Genomic DNA, 13,953 nt, shown 5'->3' with positions numbered 1-13,953 from the left:
GGTTTCGAAACCGGTGACCCGGCCGTCGTCGACCCGCGAGACCTCGTGACCCGCCCCGATCGGAATGCGCGTGGCGTTCGCGGCCCTCCGGCCGCGTCCCGATTGCAAGGCTACCGCCGCGAGGACGGTCGCACGAGTGATATCGAGAATCTCTCACCTTGCTTCGTGGGATTCCAAAGGAATCATGGCGCGACCAGCGTCTTCAGTGCCTTCCCTGATGCCTCGCCGCGAACGCCGTCCTACGCTGTGCGCGGCCCGCCCGTCGACGGGCCGCGGCTGGGACGAAGGAGTCCGCGATGTCCGATGCGACGGTGCCGCACGACTACGTGAAGCTCGTGCTCGATCCTGCCCGGCCCCGCGGGCGCGACGGCGACCTCGAGTACGGCGACTTCCCGTACCCGGCCGGCACCGACGCCGCACCCGGCCGGCACGGGCCGGCCTCGGTGCCCGACCCGAACCCGCGCGTGTACCTGCCCGAGGGCGCCCGGCCGTTCCATTCGCGCGGCCTGCGCGTCGCACTCGCCATGAAGGGCGGTGTCAGCCTCGCCGTCTGGATCGGCGGGGCCGTCGCCGAGCTCGACATCCTCCGGCACATCCGCATCTACCGAACGGAGTCCGACCCGGCGGCGCAGGCGCTGCTCATCGACCCCTCGGACACGGCTCCCGATCGAAGCCTCGTCGAGCGGGCCGATCTCTACGCCCGGCTCCTGTACTCGCGCGGATACGACCGCGTCGAGTTCGACGTGCTCGCGGGCGCGAGCGCCGGGGGCCTCAACGCCGTCATGTACGCGGTCGCCCAGCGCGCCGGGGTCGACGTCAACGGCCTCCTGCCGGTCTGGCTCCGCGCCGGGTCGGCGTGGAGCCTGCTGCAACCCGGCAAGCCGGCGGCGTTCGACTCCGTGTTCCGCGGCGACGAGTACTTCTGGAGCGAGCTCACGAAGGAGCTCACCGACATCGGCCGCCCCGCCGACGGCGAGATCCCGACATCCGGCCGGCGAGCGCTCATCGCACCGCACGTCGTCGTCGACCTGTCGGCGACGCTGATCGACGGCCGTGACACGAGCGAACGCAGTGCGGCCGAAGGTCACGCGCACTTCCGCTTCGTCGGCACCGACGGGGACCCGGTACCCGACCGGGCCGTCCCGAGGGTCGACCGGCTCAACGATCCCCGCAACGTCCGATTCGACCGCGACGTACGACGGATCGCGTACGCGGCGCGCACGACCTCGTCGTTCCCCGGCGCCTTCGAGCCCGCGCTCATCTACTCGAGCGACGACGCCCTGGCCGCACCCGACGTCGTGACGAACCCGCCCGACATGCGCAACGTGTTCAGTGCGCATCGCGTCGACGGCGCGCACCATCCCTTCCGCGTCGTCGACGGCGGCGTGCTCGACAACATCCCGATCGACCGGGCGCTGCGGGCGGTGCGCAACATCCCGGCGAACGAGCACGTGAACCGGGTGCTCGTCTACCTCGACCCATCGCCGAAGGAGACGTCGCACTGGCTCATCCGGGCCAATCGGTACGAGGGACCCGTTCCCGAGCTCCCGCCCGATCCCCGCACCGAGCGGCAGGACCCGCTCTCCAGGTTCCTCTCACCCATCCTCGCGGCGGTGCGGAAGCGCGCGAGCGGTGAGAACGGCGAAGACGAGATCGACGGCGTCGATGCTGCACGCACCTCGCAGATCGTCGCGAAGGGTCGTGGCGCACTGCTGGCCGTTCGACTCGACACCCGCCCCGCGACCGGCTCCGACGGCGCAGCGACACCGGACGAGCTCGCGTACGCGAGCATGCGCTCGGCGACCGATCTCGAGCTCCTCCGCGACGTGCTGACCCGCCCCGGCGAGTGGGCACTGGGCACCGACCTCCTCGAACGTCCGCCGCACCGCGCGCTCGACCGCCTCGACATCGGCCGGTTCGCCCCGGTGCTCCGCTCCGTCATCGGCGAGTTCGTCGCCGACGGCATCGACGGCGTGCCGCCCGACGCGATCTCGAAGGGCGCGCAGGCGCTCGTCGACGCCGCGTTCGCGTGCCTCGCGTGGGTGAGGGCCATCGAGGACCACGCGTTCCGCTCGATCGGGCTCGCCGAGCTCGACGCCGTGCTCGGCGACCGTCCGGGCACCGCCGACCGCACTCGCCAGGCCGTTCGGGAGGCGCTCTACGCCACCCTCCGGCGCGCGCGCGACTACCGCGACGCAGCGGTCTCCGGGGTCGTCGACGAGGTCGACGGGATGTCGCGCCAGGAGCATTCGCTCACTCCCGAACGTGCCCGCGACCTCGCCGTCGCGTGGCTCGCCGGCAATGCGGCATCCCCGCGCGGCCGCGACGCACTGTGGGCGGAGCTCGACGGCATCGTCGGCTGGCTGCAGCACGCCGGGGTGGAACTCGCGAGCGATCGGTCCACCCGGTGGTCGGACTCGCCGTGGCACCGCTTCCCCGCGCCCGGCGAGCGCATCGTGCTCGCGCGCGAACTCCCGCTGATCTTCGGCGGCAGCGGCATTCCGCTGCCCGATTCCACGATCCGCTTCCACACGATCGGCTCGGACACGCAGCCCGCCAGGGTCGGTCACTTCCGCACGCTGCTCGACGCACAGATCCTGGAGGGGTACCGTGCGGTTCTCGCGAAGGACCCCTCTCAGCTCGATCGCGAGACCGTCGCGCGACTGCTCGATGACGGCGCACTCCGCTCGACCTCGAAGCTGGCGGGCCTCCGGATCGCCGCCTTCGCGGGGTTCATGAGCCGTGCGTGGCGTCGCAACGACTGGTGGTGGGGCCGCCTCGACGCCGCGGCCGGGCTCGTCCGGCTGCTCGACAGCATGGAGGCCGCGCCGGCGCCCGACGGCACGGATGCGACCGACCAGGGCCCCGACCGGCCGGCCGCCGACCCGCCGCGCGGCGCGCTCGACGTCGACGACGCCGTCGAGCGCGTACAGGACGCTCTCCTCCGGCAACTCGATCGCGATGCCGGCGCGCGCCCCTACGCCGATGCGGTGTCGTCGGGCGAGCCCGACGGCATCCGCGGGCAGTTCGTGCGCGGCGCCCAGGACATCGAGGCGCTCGGCTCGGGCTATCGGCTCGCTCTGGCCTCGCGAACGGTTCGGACGGTCTCGGCCGCGATGGTGCGCGGAAGCGGCGGCGGTTCGCCGACGCGGTTGATGCACTGGCTGCTTCGACCACTGCTCGTCCTCGTCCCGACGCTGCTGTCTCCACCGCGACTCGTCCTCGCATCGGTGATCATCGCCTGCGGCGTGCTGCTCACCTGGCCGCAGCTCGACAGCACGCTCGAGCCCTCCGCGACCATCGGCGACAGCGGCGCGTTCATCGCCGTCGTCACGGCGGCGCTCGTCGCGTTCGTCGTGCTGCGGCTCGTCTCGAGCGCCCGGGCGCACCGGGCGCACGCCCGCATCGTCGCCGATGTGACGAACGCGGACTCGCGTCAGTTCGCGGTGATCCACCATGCCGAACGGCGGTCTCGGCCGGTGCGGGCAGCGCTCGTCGTGCTCGCCTTGGGCTTCATCGGCCTCTTCGTGCTCGCCTGCCTCTACTACCCGCTGTGGGGCGTCCCGTTCTGGGTGACGCTCCTTGCCGCAGTCGCGGTGGCCGAGATCGCAGGCAGGCGCCTCCGCACGGTTCCCTCGGCCCGCCCCTCACGGCCCTGGCGCTGGGTCGTCGCCGTGGTGCTCAGTGCGGCCGCCGTGGCCGTGACCGCCCAGCTCGCCGTGGTCCTCAGCAGCATGGCGACGAGCCTCGATGCACCGTGGTCCGGCATGCTCCCGGGGGCGACGGCGGCCGCCGTCGTCGCGGCGGCGCTCGCCGCCACCTTGTTCGCGCAGGCGATGCGGTGGCGACAGCTGATCGCGGTCGTGCTCGTGGCCGGCGTGCTCACCGCGCTCGCCGTGGCGCTGACCGGATGGATCTTCGAATCGATCTCGCAGTTCGACGCACTCGACGTCGACACGGGCACGAACGCGTTGGTCGACGGTGCGCTCCGCCCCGAGGTCGAGGCGGCGGCCGGCCTCGAGGCGCTCCAGACCGCCATCGCGTTCCTCGTCTCCGCGTGGGTCGCCGGGACGGTGCTCTGGTGGGCGCCCTGGTTCCGCGGCATCGAGACCGGGCCGGCGGCGAAGCCGCACGACGGCGTCTACGACCTGACGCCGGGCTCGCTCGTGGATCGTCCGCACGACGCCGACGGCGAGCGCCGGGTCGAACGCCGCGACCACGGATCGCGTCGGCCGCGCCCGGCCACGGCGCCCGACCGGCCTCGCGAGCACGCGGAGCCGGTCGGGGTTCAGGAGGAGACCGCTACTCCCCCGCCAGTCCGCCGATGAGGTGACCGAACGGCCGGTCGAGCTGGAAGGGATCGTTCACGAGCTGCGAGCGGTCGGTGCGCTCGACGAGATCTGCGAACTCCTCCGCCCCGCGGAAGATGCGGTCGGGCAGGGAACGCACGCCGTCGCCGTCGGAGCCGCCCCAATCGCTCGTCGCCGCGAAGACGCCGGTCGTCACCGGCACCGCGTGCAGGTAGGTGAACAGGGGGCGGATCGCGTAGTCGATCGCGAGCGAGTGCCGCGGCGTGCCGCCGGTCGCACCGATCAGCACGGGCAGGTCGGTGAGCGCCTGCGGGTCGATCACGTCGATGAACGACTTGAAGAGCCCGGCGTAGCTCGTGGTGAAGATCGGCGTGACGGCGATGAGCCCGTCGGCCGACGCGACCGCGTCGAGCGCCTCCTCGAGCTTCGGCGGTGCGAACCCGAGCAGCAGGTGGTTCGTGATGTCGTGGGCCAGCTCGCGCAACTCGAACGTGCGCACCTCGGCCTCGACGCCGCGCTCGCCGAGCGCCGCCACGGCGTCGGCGGCGAGCCGGTCGGCGAGCTGACGGGTCGAGCTCGGCGTCGACAGGCCGGCCGAGACCACGACGATCTTCTTGGCGGTCATCGCGCCACCCCCTGACGGGTCGCGGCGGGCCCGAAGGCCGACCCGGACTGCCGCGCGGCCGTCGCGTCGACATCGGTGTCCTGGTAGGGCGAGCCGACGGTGAGGTTGTCACCGCGGTTGGCGTTCGGCGTCGCCTGGCGAGGCGCCTCGTCGCCGTACTTCGCGCGCACGAGCGACGCGTGCGTCGGGGCATCCGGCACTTCGGCCGGGCGGTTCTTCGCGAACTCCTCGCGCAGCACCGGAACGACCTCGCCGCCGAGCAGGTCGAGCTGCTCGAGCACGGTCTTCAGCGGCAGCCCCGCGTGGTCGAGCAGGTAGAGCTGGCGCTGGTAGTCGCCGACGTAGTCGCGGAAGCCGAGCGTCTTGTCGATGACCTCCTGCGGGCTGCCGACGGTGAGGGGCGTCTGCTGGGTGAACTCCTCGAGGCTCGGCCCGTGCCCGTAGACCGGCGCGTTGTCGAAGTACGGACGGAAGTCGCGCACCGCGTCCTGCGAGTTCTTGCGCATGAACACCTGCCCGCCGAGACCGACGATCGCCTGCGCGGCAGTGCCGTGACCGTGGTGCTCGTAGCGCTGGCGGTACAGCGCGATCATGCGCTGGGTGTGCGACGCGGGCCAGAAGATGTGGTTGGCGAAGAAGCCGTCGCCGTAGAACGCGGCCTGCTCGGCGACCTCGGGGGTGCGGATCGAACCGTGCCAGACGAACGGGGGCACCCCGTCGAGCGGGCGCGGCGTCGAGGTGAAGCCCTGCAGCGGGGTGCGGAACTTGCCCGACCAGTCGACGACGTCCTCGCGCCACAGGCGGTGCAGCAGCTCGTAGTTCTCGACCGCGAGCGGCAGGCCCTGGCGGATGTCCTTGCCGAACCACGGGTAGACGGGGCCGGTGTTGCCGCGGCCGAGCATGAGATCGGCGCGGCCGCCCGAGACGTGCTGGAGCATCGCGTAGTCCTCGGCGATCTTCACCGGGTCGTTCGTCGTGATGAGCGTCGTCGCGGTCGACAGCTGAAGCGTCGAGGTCTGCCCGGCGATGTACGCGAGGGTCGTCGTCGGCGACGACGACCAGAACGGCGGGTTGTGGTGCTCGCCGAGCGCGAAGACGTCGAGGCCGACCTCTTCGGCGTGCTTGGCGATCGTCACCGTGGCCCGGATGCGCTCGGCCTCGGTCGGCGTGCGACCGGTCGTCGGGTCCTGGGTGATGTCGCTGACGGTGAAGATACCGAACTGCATGATGCTGCTCCTGGGCTCATCTGGTGATGCGTCAATTCTATGCGTTTGCATACATCGGGTCCAACGGGTGTCGTAGCCACGGTATTCCCGATCGGCCCGATCGTTCGCGCGGCGATACACTCGGCCTGATGAGCACGATTTCGGTCGTCATTCCGAGTCTCGACGATGCGGAGTTCCTCGCCGCGTGCCTGAGGGCGATCTCGGCCCAGACCCGCGCCGCCGATGAGGTGATCGTCGTCGACAACGGCTCGACCGACGACACGGCGGCCGTCGCGCGCGCTGCCGGCGCACGGGTGCTCGTCGAGCCGCACCGCGGCATCTGGCCGGCGACGGCGACCGGATTCGACGCCGCCCGTGGCGAGATCCTGGCCCGCCTCGACGCCGACTCGGTGCCCGCACCCGACTGGCTCGCGGAGATCGAGCGGCGCATGTCGGCGCGCGACCGGCCGACCGTCGTCACGAACGGCGGCACGTTCTACGGACGCACCGCGCTCGTGCGCTGGATCGCGCGCAACATCTACATCGGCGGCTACTTCACCGTGATCGGCGCGCTCCTCGGCCACCCGCCCATCTTCGGTTCCAACTACGCCATGCGAGCCGACGCGTGGCGGCGCCTCCGGCACCTCGTGCACCGCGACCGCGCCGACGTGCACGACGACCTCGATCTCGCGTGGTGGATGCAGCCCGGCATGACGGTCGTGCGCGACCGCGGGCTCGCGGTCGAGGTGTCCGCGCGCCCGTTCGACAGCGCGGCGGGGCTCTGGCGCCGGGTCCGCATGGCGTTCCACACGATGTCGGTCGAGTCCCGCGAGTGGCCGCCGCTCACGCGCCGTGCCGAGCGACGCCGGGCTCCCGCCTGGGTCTGGGAGGCCCCCGGGCTGCGCGAGACGGCCGTCGACCGCGACACCGACGGCGACGAGGCCCTGCCGGCCTGACCACGGGCGGCGCGAGGATGCATCGACGCGCCCCGCACGAGGCATCCCGTTCACCGGCCGCCGACCGGCCCGCTCGCGTCGAACAGTGCGAGCATGTCGCGCACGAGCTGGTGCGGCGCGGTCTCGCAGGGGCTGTGGCCCGTCGGGTAGGCGGCGAACCGGGCGCCGAGCTCACGGGCCGACCGCTCGTGCAGCTCGCGCGGCCACAGGTCGTGCTCGCCGACCGCGACGAGCTTCGGCACGGGCGTCGCGGCGAGTTCGGCACGCACGTCGGGGGTCGCCATCATGAGGCCGATGATGTCGTCGACGCTGTCACGGCGAGTGAGCGCGAACCGCTCGCGCACGAAGGCGAGCCGGCCGGGCGGCACCCTGTTGAGGTTGTTGCGGATGCCCCAGAGCATGAGCGCGGCGCCCTGCCGCGGCGTCGTGAACCCGCTCAGCGCGCCGATCCGCTTCACGCCGCGGAACGCCTGTCCGGGTTCGGGCGGCGAGCTCAGGAGCGTCAGGCTCGCGAACCGGTCGGGTCGCTCGAGCAGGGCGAGGCCCGCGAGCGTGCCCGCGAAGCTGTACCCGAGCACGTGCGCCGAGCCCGCCCCGTCGTCGAGGACCGCGATCAGGTCGTCGAGGAAGAGGCGCTGATCGTAGCGGGCGCGCGGCGGGTCGACGTTCCACGGGCCGGCCTCGAACGACTGGTACTGGCCGGCCAGGTCGTAGGACTCGACCCGGTAGCCCGCCGCTGCGAGCAGCGGCATCATGAGGACGAAGTCCTCCTTCGACCCCGTCGCCCCCGGCACGAGCACGACGCGGCGGCCGTCAGGCGGACCCAGCGCGATGCGGGCGAGCCGGCCGCTCGGTCCGGCGAAGTCGGTGCGCTCGGTGCCGGGCGGGAGCACGTGCCAGTCGATGTCGGGCAGCGCCTCGTCGAGCACCCTCGCCTCGTCGATCGCCGCCACGACCATCACGATAGTGGCTCGGCGCCCGCTCAGACTCGTCGCCTAGGCTGGAACGATGGCTACCGTGGCGCTCACCTTGGACACCTTCGAGAAGACCATCCTCGAAGGCGGCACCGTCTTCGTCGACTTCTGGGCGGCGTGGTGCGGCCCGTGCCGTCAGTTCGCGCCCAACTACGAGGCGGCCGCCGAGGCGAATCCCGACCTCGTGTTCGCGAAGGTCGACACCGAAGACCAGCAGCAGCTCGCCGCGGCGATGAACATCACGTCGATCCCCACGATCATGGCCTTCAAGGACGGCATCGGCGTGTTCGCCCAGGCGGGCGCGCTGCCCCGCCCGATGCTCGACGAGCTCGTCTCGCAGGTGCGCGCGCTCGACATGGACCAGGTGCGCGCCCAGCTCGACTCCGAGGAGGACGGCCGGGCGACGGGTACCGACGGCGTCTGACGTCCGATCGGCGGCTCAGCCCGCCTCCGGCGTGCTCGTCGTCGCGGGCACCGCGTGTTCGAGCCCTGACAGGTCGAGCTCGACGCCGAACGGGCGTGCGGCGCCGGTGATGCGGGCCGGCACCCGCACGTAGCCGCCGCGACGGGCGAGCGCGTCGAGCCGATCGCGCCAGTGCTCGTCGATCGCCTCGCTGAGGAATCCGGCGTGGCGGGGCCGGTCGCCGCCGACGAGCTGGACGCCGATGCGGTACCGCCGCGACAGCCATCGATTCGCCCGCGGCACGAGGACCGCCGGCTGGTCGGGCCCGCCGTGCAGTCGCGCGAGCTCGATCGCGGGCTGGTGCCTGCGGACATCGGCCACCGGTGCGACCGCGCGCACCTCGCGTTCGAGGTGCGGTGCGTCCACGAGTTCGAGCCCGTCGAGGGTCGCGAGGTCGCCCCACTGGTCGGGGTTGGTCGAGCGGCGACGCACGAGCCCGGCGACGACCCAGCCGATCGCGGCCACGAGGGCGATCGTGAAGGGCCAGAACAGCCATGGCGGCGACTCGGGGCGGATGGCGCTCGTGGCGATGAGCAGCACGACGACGACGAGGTACGGCAGCGGCTCCCAGGCGAGCAGGGGCTTCCGGCGGGGCGCAGACACGCCCTACAGGCTATCGCGGGATGCCTCGGAGCCGGGTTCAGCGGAGTGCGTCGAGCCGGCCCGCGACCTCGTCGAGCACCCGCTCGTCACCCGCGTAGATGCCGTCGGGCCGCGGCCAGTGCGCGACGACGTCGGTGAAGCCGAGTTCGCGGGCGCGCCCGACCGCCTCTTCGAAGGCACCGACGCTCGCGAGGCTCAGCCGCGCCTCCGAGTCGAGCGAGAGCGTGCGCGCGATCGACGCGCCCGCCCGCCCGGCCGCGTCGCACGCCGCATCGAGCCGCTCGACGAGGCGGGCGACGCCCTGCCACCAGGCATCCGTGCCGTCGTCGTCGCCGCCCGTGGTGATCCAGCCGTCGGCGACGGCGGCTGCGAGCGCGAGCCCGCGCGGGCCGTTCGCGGCGAGGTGCAGCGGCATGCGCGGTCGCTGGGCCGGTTCCCCGACCATGCGGGCGCCGTCGGCCGTGAACCACTCCCCCGCGAACGAGATGCCCTCGCTGCCGGGCTCCTCGAACCGGAGCAGTCGGTCGAGGCCGTGCACGAACTCCTCGAACCGGTCGGCGCGCTCGCGGGGCGTGAGCTGGGGCTGTCCGAGCACATGGGCGTCGAATCCGGTGCCGCCCGAGCCGATGCCGAGCAGCACGCGGCCGCCCGCGATCTGGTCGATGGTCGCGATGTCCTTCGCGAGGGTGACCGGGTGGCGGTAGTTCGGATGCGAGACGAACGTGCCGAGGCCGATGCGCTCGGTGACCATCGCCGCGGCGGTGAGGGTGGGAACGGTGGCATGCCATCGTTGGCCCGCGAGACTGCGCCACGCGAGGTGGTCGTAGGTCCAGGCGTGGTCGAATCCGTAGGACTCGGCCGCGCGCCAGTACCGGGCGGCGTCGGGCCAGTCGAACTGGGGCAGGATGACGATGCCGAATCGCATGGCGCCAGCCTAGGCCGCTCGATGCGGGTGCGGGGCGGGGTCGCTCGCGCGCCCGTCGGCAGCGGGCGGCGCTGCGCGCCGGCCTTCGACGACCGGCAGGGAGGCCGTCACCGGCACCGGCTCGGCCCCGAGCTCGACCGCCGGGACTCCCCGTGCCTCCGGCCGCTCGAGCTTGACGCACACGATGCCGCCGAGGATGAGCACCCCACCGAGGATCTGCAGCGGACCGAGGGCCTCGCCGAGCAGGATCCAGCCGGCGATCGCGGCGAACACGACCTCGGAGAGCCCGAGGAAGGAGGCGAGCCGCGAGCCCAGCATGCCGATCGAGGCGATGCCGGCGGTGTAGGCGAACGCCGTCGAGACGAGACCGACCGCGATGAGCGGGACGAACCACGGTGCCTGCGCGCCGAGGAACGCGACATCGGCGGTCGTCGCCTGCATCGGGAGCAGTCCGGTCAGGCCGGCGACCGCGAGGGCGACGGCGCCGACGACGAAGCCGGCGGCGATGAGCGCGACGGGCGGCAGCTGGTCGGCCGCCGTCTCGCCGATCGCGTAATAGACGCAGACGCCGATCATCGCGAGCGCGGCGAAGGCGAGCCCGAGCGGGTCGAGGCCGCCGCCCCCTGGGCCGATCACGAGCACGAGGCCCGCGAGCGCGAGCACCGAGCCGGCCAGCACGACCCGCTGCGGCGTACGCCGCGTGCGCAACCATGCGAACAGGACGAGCGCGATCGGGGCGAGGTACTCGATGAGCAGCGTCATCGACACCGGGATGCGCTCGAGCGAGGCGTAGAAGAAGAACTGCACGCCGGCGACGGCCACGAGCCCGTAGAGGAGCACGGTCCACTTGGCGCGCCACAGCGGCCGCAAGTCGCCGCGGAGCGCGATGAGGCCCGGGACGGCGAGCAGGAGCGCGGCGATGGAGATGCGCGCGAGCACCGCCGCGCCGGGCGACCAGCCGGCTTCGAGCAACGGTTTCACGAACACGCCGCCGATGCCGAACGAGAGCCCTGCCGCGAGTCCGAGCGCGATGCCGAGCACCCCGCGTCGTCGTGACGTCATGTCGCCTCCCAGCCCGATCGTCGCCGCCACCCTGCGTGTCGCCGCAAAGACTGCCGCGTCATGAGTGAAGACCGTTATGCTCGTGACAGTACCCCTCACCAAGGTCAGGAGTCAAATGATTTTCACCGATGACACCGTCGCAGCGCTCGAGTTCATGGCGGCCCTCGCCGACACCGTGCCCGGCGCGTCGGAGTCGGGCGACGACGAGCTCGCGACGACGGCCCGGCTCACCGCCCTCATCGCGGCGTGGCAGTACTCGGGCCGGCACGACGGCGACACCCGCGAACTCGACGAGGTGCGCGAGGCTCGCGAGCGGCTGCGCGCACTCTGGGGCCGGCCGCGCGACGAGGTCGTCGACGAGGTGAACGCGATCCTCGAGGAGGCGCGCGCCCTCCCCCGCCTCGTGCGCCACGACGGCTCCGACTGGCACATCCACGCCACCTCGCCCGACGCGCCGCTCGCCGAGCGCATGCTCGTCGAGGCGGCGATGGCGCTCGTCGACGTCGTGCGCGCCGACGAGACCGCCCGGCTCCGCGAGTGCGCCGCCGACGACTGCACCGGCATCTTCGCCGACCTCTCGAAGAACGCCTCGCGGCGCTACTGCAGCACGCGCTGCGGCAACCGGATGGCGGCGAGGGCGCACCGGGCGCGCAGCGCCTGAGCGGCGAGCCGAGCCGGCCGTCGGATCTGCGGCATCACCACGAGGCATCCCGACATGACGAAGGCCCCCGCCGATTCGGCGGGGGCCTTCGCAAGAAGTTCGCGGTGTCGTCGAGAGCCGCGCGGACTGCCGTGCTTAGCGGCGCAGCCCGAGACGCTCGATGAGCGAGCGGTAGCGCGCGATGTCGACATCGGCGAGGTAGCCGAGAAGACGACGGCGCTGACCGACGAGGAGCAGCAGGCCACGACGCGAGTGGTGGTCGTGCTTGTGCTCCTTCAGGTGCTCGGTGAGGTCCTTGATGCGCTTGGTGAGCAGCGCGATCTGGACCTCGGGGGATCCAGTGTCACCGGGGTGCGTCGCGTACTCTTCGATGATCGCCTTCTTGACGTCTGCTTCGAGTGCCATAGATGGGATCCCCTTTCTTCTCGTTGCGCGCTGCCCGGGGCGGGATGCCTGGGCTCTCTTGATGCGCGGCCGGTTTCACGGCAACCTCAATACTCTAGCAGAGCGGATGCCTCGGGGCCGACCACCCAGCACGACGCGGAGCGCGTCCGAAGTTCAGTCGAACGGCCGCTCGAGCAGGGTGAGCGCCGCGTCGACCGCCTCGGCCGGAGTGCCGTCGCCGCTGCGCGCCCACCAGCGCATCGCACTGAAGCCCGTCGTGACGTAGAGGTCGGCGAGCAGGTGCGCCCGAAGCGACGCCGGGTCGCCCAGGTACGGCTCGAGGAGTTCGTGCACGGCGCCGAACTTCGCGAGCCCGTGGGCGAGCACCGCGGGGTACGCATCGATGATGCGCAGGCGCTGCCGCGTCACCTCGATGAGCTCGTGCGGGAACTCGGCCATGGCGACGTAGGCGCGATGGATGGCGGCGATGGACGCACGTCCGCCCGCCTCCGACGCGCCGCCGCCGACGGCCGGGGACCGGTCGGCCGCCGGCGCGATCGCCGACTCGAACCGCGCCAGGGCCTCGTCGAAGCCGCCCCAGATGAGGTCGGGCTTCGACGGGAAGTACCGGAAGAGCGTACGGCGGCTCACCCCGGCGGCGTCGGCGACGTCGGCCATCGTGACCTCGTCGAACCCGCGCTCCGCGAAGAGGGCGAGGGCGATCGACGCGAGCGCATCGGCGTCGACCTCGATCGGGCGCCCGCGGGCCGCACGCGAGGACCCGTCGCCGGTCGGGCGGGCGTTCGGGGAGGCATCCATCGTCACACCGCCATTCTCGCGTGCCCGGGGTCGCATGGGGAACATTTTATGACACTCAGTGTTATAACTGGTGGACCGGTCGCGAACCCGACCGGCGAACCCACCGCGACGCCGCGCATCCCACGACGCCGCACTCACCGCTGAGGAGCAGCAATGAACACCGCCATCACCCCCGGACGCTTCGACGGCAAGGTCGCGATCGTGACCGGCGCCGGGTCCGGCATCGGCCTCGCGACCACCGTGCGACTCGCCTCCGAGGGCGCGCGCGTGATCGCGGCCGACGTCTCGAAGGAGCGCCTCGACGCACTCGTCGCCGAGCACCCCTCGCTCGACATCGTCGCCGTCGCGGGCGACATCACCGTCGAGGAGAACGTGCAGGCGCTCGTCGCCGCCGCCGGCGACCGGGTCGACGTGCTCGCGAACGTCGCCGGCATCATGGACGCCTTCCTGCCGGCCGCCGAGGTCGACGACGCCACCTGGGAGCGGGTCATGAACGTCAACGTCACCGCCGTCATGCGGCTCACCCGCGCGGTGCTGCCCAAGATGGTCGAGCAGGGCACGGGCTCGATCGTCAACGTCACGAGCGAGGCGGGCCTGCGCGGCGCCTCGGCCGGTGCCGCGTACACGACCTCGAAGCACGCCGTCGTGGGCTTCACGAAGAACACCTCGGTCATGTACTCGGGATCGGGCATCCGCGTGAACGCGGTCGCGCCCGGCGGCGTGAAGACGAACATCGAGGCGCCCTTCAAGTCGGAGCACGCGGGCCGCGTGCTGGGCCCGGTGCTCGGCGCGCTCGCGCTCGTGCCGGCCGAGCCCGAGCAGCTCGCCGCCGCGATCACCTGGCTGCTGTCGGACGACTCGGCGAACGTGTCGGGCGTCGTGCTCGCCTCGGACGGCGGCTGGTCGGCGATCTGATCGCCCATCCGACGAGACGGATGCCTCGTGCCGCGACCCGCGGCACGAGGC

At 72.3% G+C, this 13,953-nt stretch carries 13 protein-coding genes; 5 read left to right on the top strand and 8 right to left on the bottom strand.

What is annotated here, in order from left to right; all coding sequences use genetic code 11:
• Positions 1-296 precede the first annotated feature (296 nt).
• Positions 297-4,328: a DUF3376 domain-containing protein gene (locus ACWGPE_RS15655; protein ID WP_452049035.1), complete on the top strand. Its 4,032-nt coding sequence runs from the start codon at positions 297-299 to the stop codon at positions 4,326-4,328.
• Here the strand turns inward: ACWGPE_RS15655 and ACWGPE_RS15650 are convergent.
• Both ACWGPE_RS15650 and ACWGPE_RS15645 read right to left on the bottom strand, forming a co-directional pair.
• Positions 4,303-4,935, bottom strand: a complete 633-nt coding sequence (locus ACWGPE_RS15650) for an FMN reductase (RefSeq protein WP_231431348.1) — start codon at positions 4,933-4,935, stop codon at positions 4,303-4,305. The two genes, ACWGPE_RS15655 and ACWGPE_RS15650, sit on opposite strands and share 26 nt — an antisense overlap.
• Positions 4,932-6,161, bottom strand: a complete 1,230-nt coding sequence (locus ACWGPE_RS15645; protein ID WP_452049034.1) for an LLM class flavin-dependent oxidoreductase — start codon at positions 6,159-6,161, stop codon at positions 4,932-4,934. Before ACWGPE_RS15645 ends, ACWGPE_RS15650 begins: the two co-directional genes overlap by 4 nt.
• A gap of 128 nt (positions 6,162-6,289) precedes the next feature.
• On the opposite strand from ACWGPE_RS15645, the gene ACWGPE_RS15640 reads away from it, so the two are divergent.
• Positions 6,290-7,096, top strand: coding sequence for a glycosyltransferase family 2 protein (locus ACWGPE_RS15640; RefSeq protein ID WP_231431350.1), 807 nt, complete (start codon positions 6,290-6,292; stop codon positions 7,094-7,096).
• Positions 7,097-7,146: 50 nt separating this feature from the next.
• Here ACWGPE_RS15640 and ACWGPE_RS15635 read toward each other — a convergent pair whose 3' ends face one another.
• On the bottom strand, positions 7,147-8,055 hold the full coding sequence (locus ACWGPE_RS15635; RefSeq protein ID WP_376931079.1) for an alpha/beta fold hydrolase: 909 nt from the start codon (positions 8,053-8,055) through the stop codon (positions 7,147-7,149).
• A gap of 49 nt (positions 8,056-8,104) precedes the next feature.
• Here ACWGPE_RS15635 and trxA point away from each other — a divergent pair, with 49 nt between their 5' ends.
• Positions 8,105-8,494 (top strand): thioredoxin, encoded by a 390-nt coding sequence (gene trxA / locus ACWGPE_RS15630; RefSeq protein WP_231431352.1) that lies wholly within the window; start codon positions 8,105-8,107, stop codon positions 8,492-8,494.
• Positions 8,495-8,509: 15 nt separating this feature from the next.
• Here trxA and ACWGPE_RS15625 read toward each other — a convergent pair whose 3' ends face one another.
• Genes ACWGPE_RS15625 through ACWGPE_RS15615 form a run of 3 tightly spaced genes read right to left on the bottom strand, consistent with a single transcriptional unit; the run spans position 8,510 to position 11,123 of the window.
• Positions 8,510-9,136, bottom strand: coding sequence for a hypothetical protein (locus ACWGPE_RS15625; protein WP_376931080.1), 627 nt, complete (start codon positions 9,134-9,136; stop codon positions 8,510-8,512).
• Positions 9,137-9,173: 37 nt separating this feature from the next.
• Positions 9,174-10,061: an LLM class flavin-dependent oxidoreductase gene (locus ACWGPE_RS15620; protein WP_231431354.1), complete on the bottom strand. Its 888-nt coding sequence runs from the start codon at positions 10,059-10,061 to the stop codon at positions 9,174-9,176.
• A 9-nt stretch (positions 10,062-10,070) separates the two neighbouring features.
• Positions 10,071-11,123 (bottom strand): EamA family transporter, encoded by a 1,053-nt coding sequence (locus ACWGPE_RS15615; RefSeq protein WP_231431355.1) that lies wholly within the window; start codon positions 11,121-11,123, stop codon positions 10,071-10,073.
• A gap of 115 nt (positions 11,124-11,238) precedes the next feature.
• On the opposite strand from ACWGPE_RS15615, the gene ACWGPE_RS15610 reads away from it, so the two are divergent.
• On the top strand, positions 11,239-11,784 hold the full coding sequence (locus tag ACWGPE_RS15610) for a CGNR zinc finger domain-containing protein (protein ID WP_231431356.1): 546 nt from the start codon (positions 11,239-11,241) through the stop codon (positions 11,782-11,784).
• A gap of 135 nt (positions 11,785-11,919) precedes the next feature.
• On the opposite strand, the gene rpsO is transcribed toward ACWGPE_RS15610, so the two are convergent.
• Together rpsO and ACWGPE_RS15600 are read right to left on the bottom strand one after the other, a co-directional pair.
• Positions 11,920-12,189: a 30S ribosomal protein S15 gene (gene rpsO, locus ACWGPE_RS15605; protein WP_231431357.1), complete on the bottom strand. Its 270-nt coding sequence runs from the start codon at positions 12,187-12,189 to the stop codon at positions 11,920-11,922.
• A 153-nt stretch (positions 12,190-12,342) separates the two neighbouring features.
• Positions 12,343-13,023 (bottom strand): TetR family transcriptional regulator, encoded by a 681-nt coding sequence (locus ACWGPE_RS15600; RefSeq protein ID WP_452049033.1) that lies wholly within the window; start codon positions 13,021-13,023, stop codon positions 12,343-12,345.
• Positions 13,024-13,140: 117 nt separating this feature from the next.
• Between ACWGPE_RS15600 and ACWGPE_RS15595 the strand changes: the two genes are divergently transcribed.
• Entirely contained in the window at positions 13,141-13,902 is a 762-nt protein-coding gene (locus ACWGPE_RS15595) for an SDR family NAD(P)-dependent oxidoreductase (RefSeq protein ID WP_275506727.1), read from the top strand.
• The last annotated feature ends 51 nt before the right edge of the window (positions 13,903-13,953 follow it).

Source organism: Agromyces sp. NPDC055658, from assembly GCF_053618155.1.
This window is presented reverse-complemented; position numbering and strand designations above follow the sequence as displayed.

What these genes read in the sequence shown, in the direction of transcription:
- ACWGPE_RS15610 (WP_231431356.1), top strand. Translation starts at nt 11,239, where the DNA reads ATGATTTTCACCGATGACACCGTCGCAGCGCTCGAGTTCATGGCGGCC.
- ACWGPE_RS15600 (WP_452049033.1), bottom strand. Translation starts at nt 13,023, where the DNA reads ATGCGACCCCGGGCACGCGAGAATGGCGGTGTGACGATGGATGCCTCC.
- ACWGPE_RS15615 (WP_231431355.1), bottom strand. Translation starts at nt 11,123, where the DNA reads ATGACGTCACGACGACGCGGGGTGCTCGGCATCGCGCTCGGACTCGCG.
- ACWGPE_RS15645 (WP_452049034.1), bottom strand. Translation starts at nt 6,161, where the DNA reads ATGCAGTTCGGTATCTTCACCGTCAGCGACATCACCCAGGACCCGACG.
- ACWGPE_RS15595 (WP_275506727.1), top strand. Translation starts at nt 13,141, where the DNA reads ATGAACACCGCCATCACCCCCGGACGCTTCGACGGCAAGGTCGCGATC.
- ACWGPE_RS15640 (WP_231431350.1), top strand. Translation starts at nt 6,290, where the DNA reads ATGAGCACGATTTCGGTCGTCATTCCGAGTCTCGACGATGCGGAGTTC.
- rpsO (WP_231431357.1), bottom strand. Translation starts at nt 12,189, where the DNA reads ATGGCACTCGAAGCAGACGTCAAGAAGGCGATCATCGAAGAGTACGCG.
- ACWGPE_RS15635 (WP_376931079.1), bottom strand. Translation starts at nt 8,055, where the DNA reads ATGGTCGTGGCGGCGATCGACGAGGCGAGGGTGCTCGACGAGGCGCTG.
- ACWGPE_RS15620 (WP_231431354.1), bottom strand. Translation starts at nt 10,061, where the DNA reads ATGCGATTCGGCATCGTCATCCTGCCCCAGTTCGACTGGCCCGACGCC.
- ACWGPE_RS15650 (WP_231431348.1), bottom strand. Translation starts at nt 4,935, where the DNA reads ATGACCGCCAAGAAGATCGTCGTGGTCTCGGCCGGCCTGTCGACGCCG.
- trxA (WP_231431352.1), top strand. Translation starts at nt 8,105, where the DNA reads ATGGCTACCGTGGCGCTCACCTTGGACACCTTCGAGAAGACCATCCTC.
- ACWGPE_RS15655 (WP_452049035.1), top strand. Translation starts at nt 297, where the DNA reads ATGTCCGATGCGACGGTGCCGCACGACTACGTGAAGCTCGTGCTCGAT.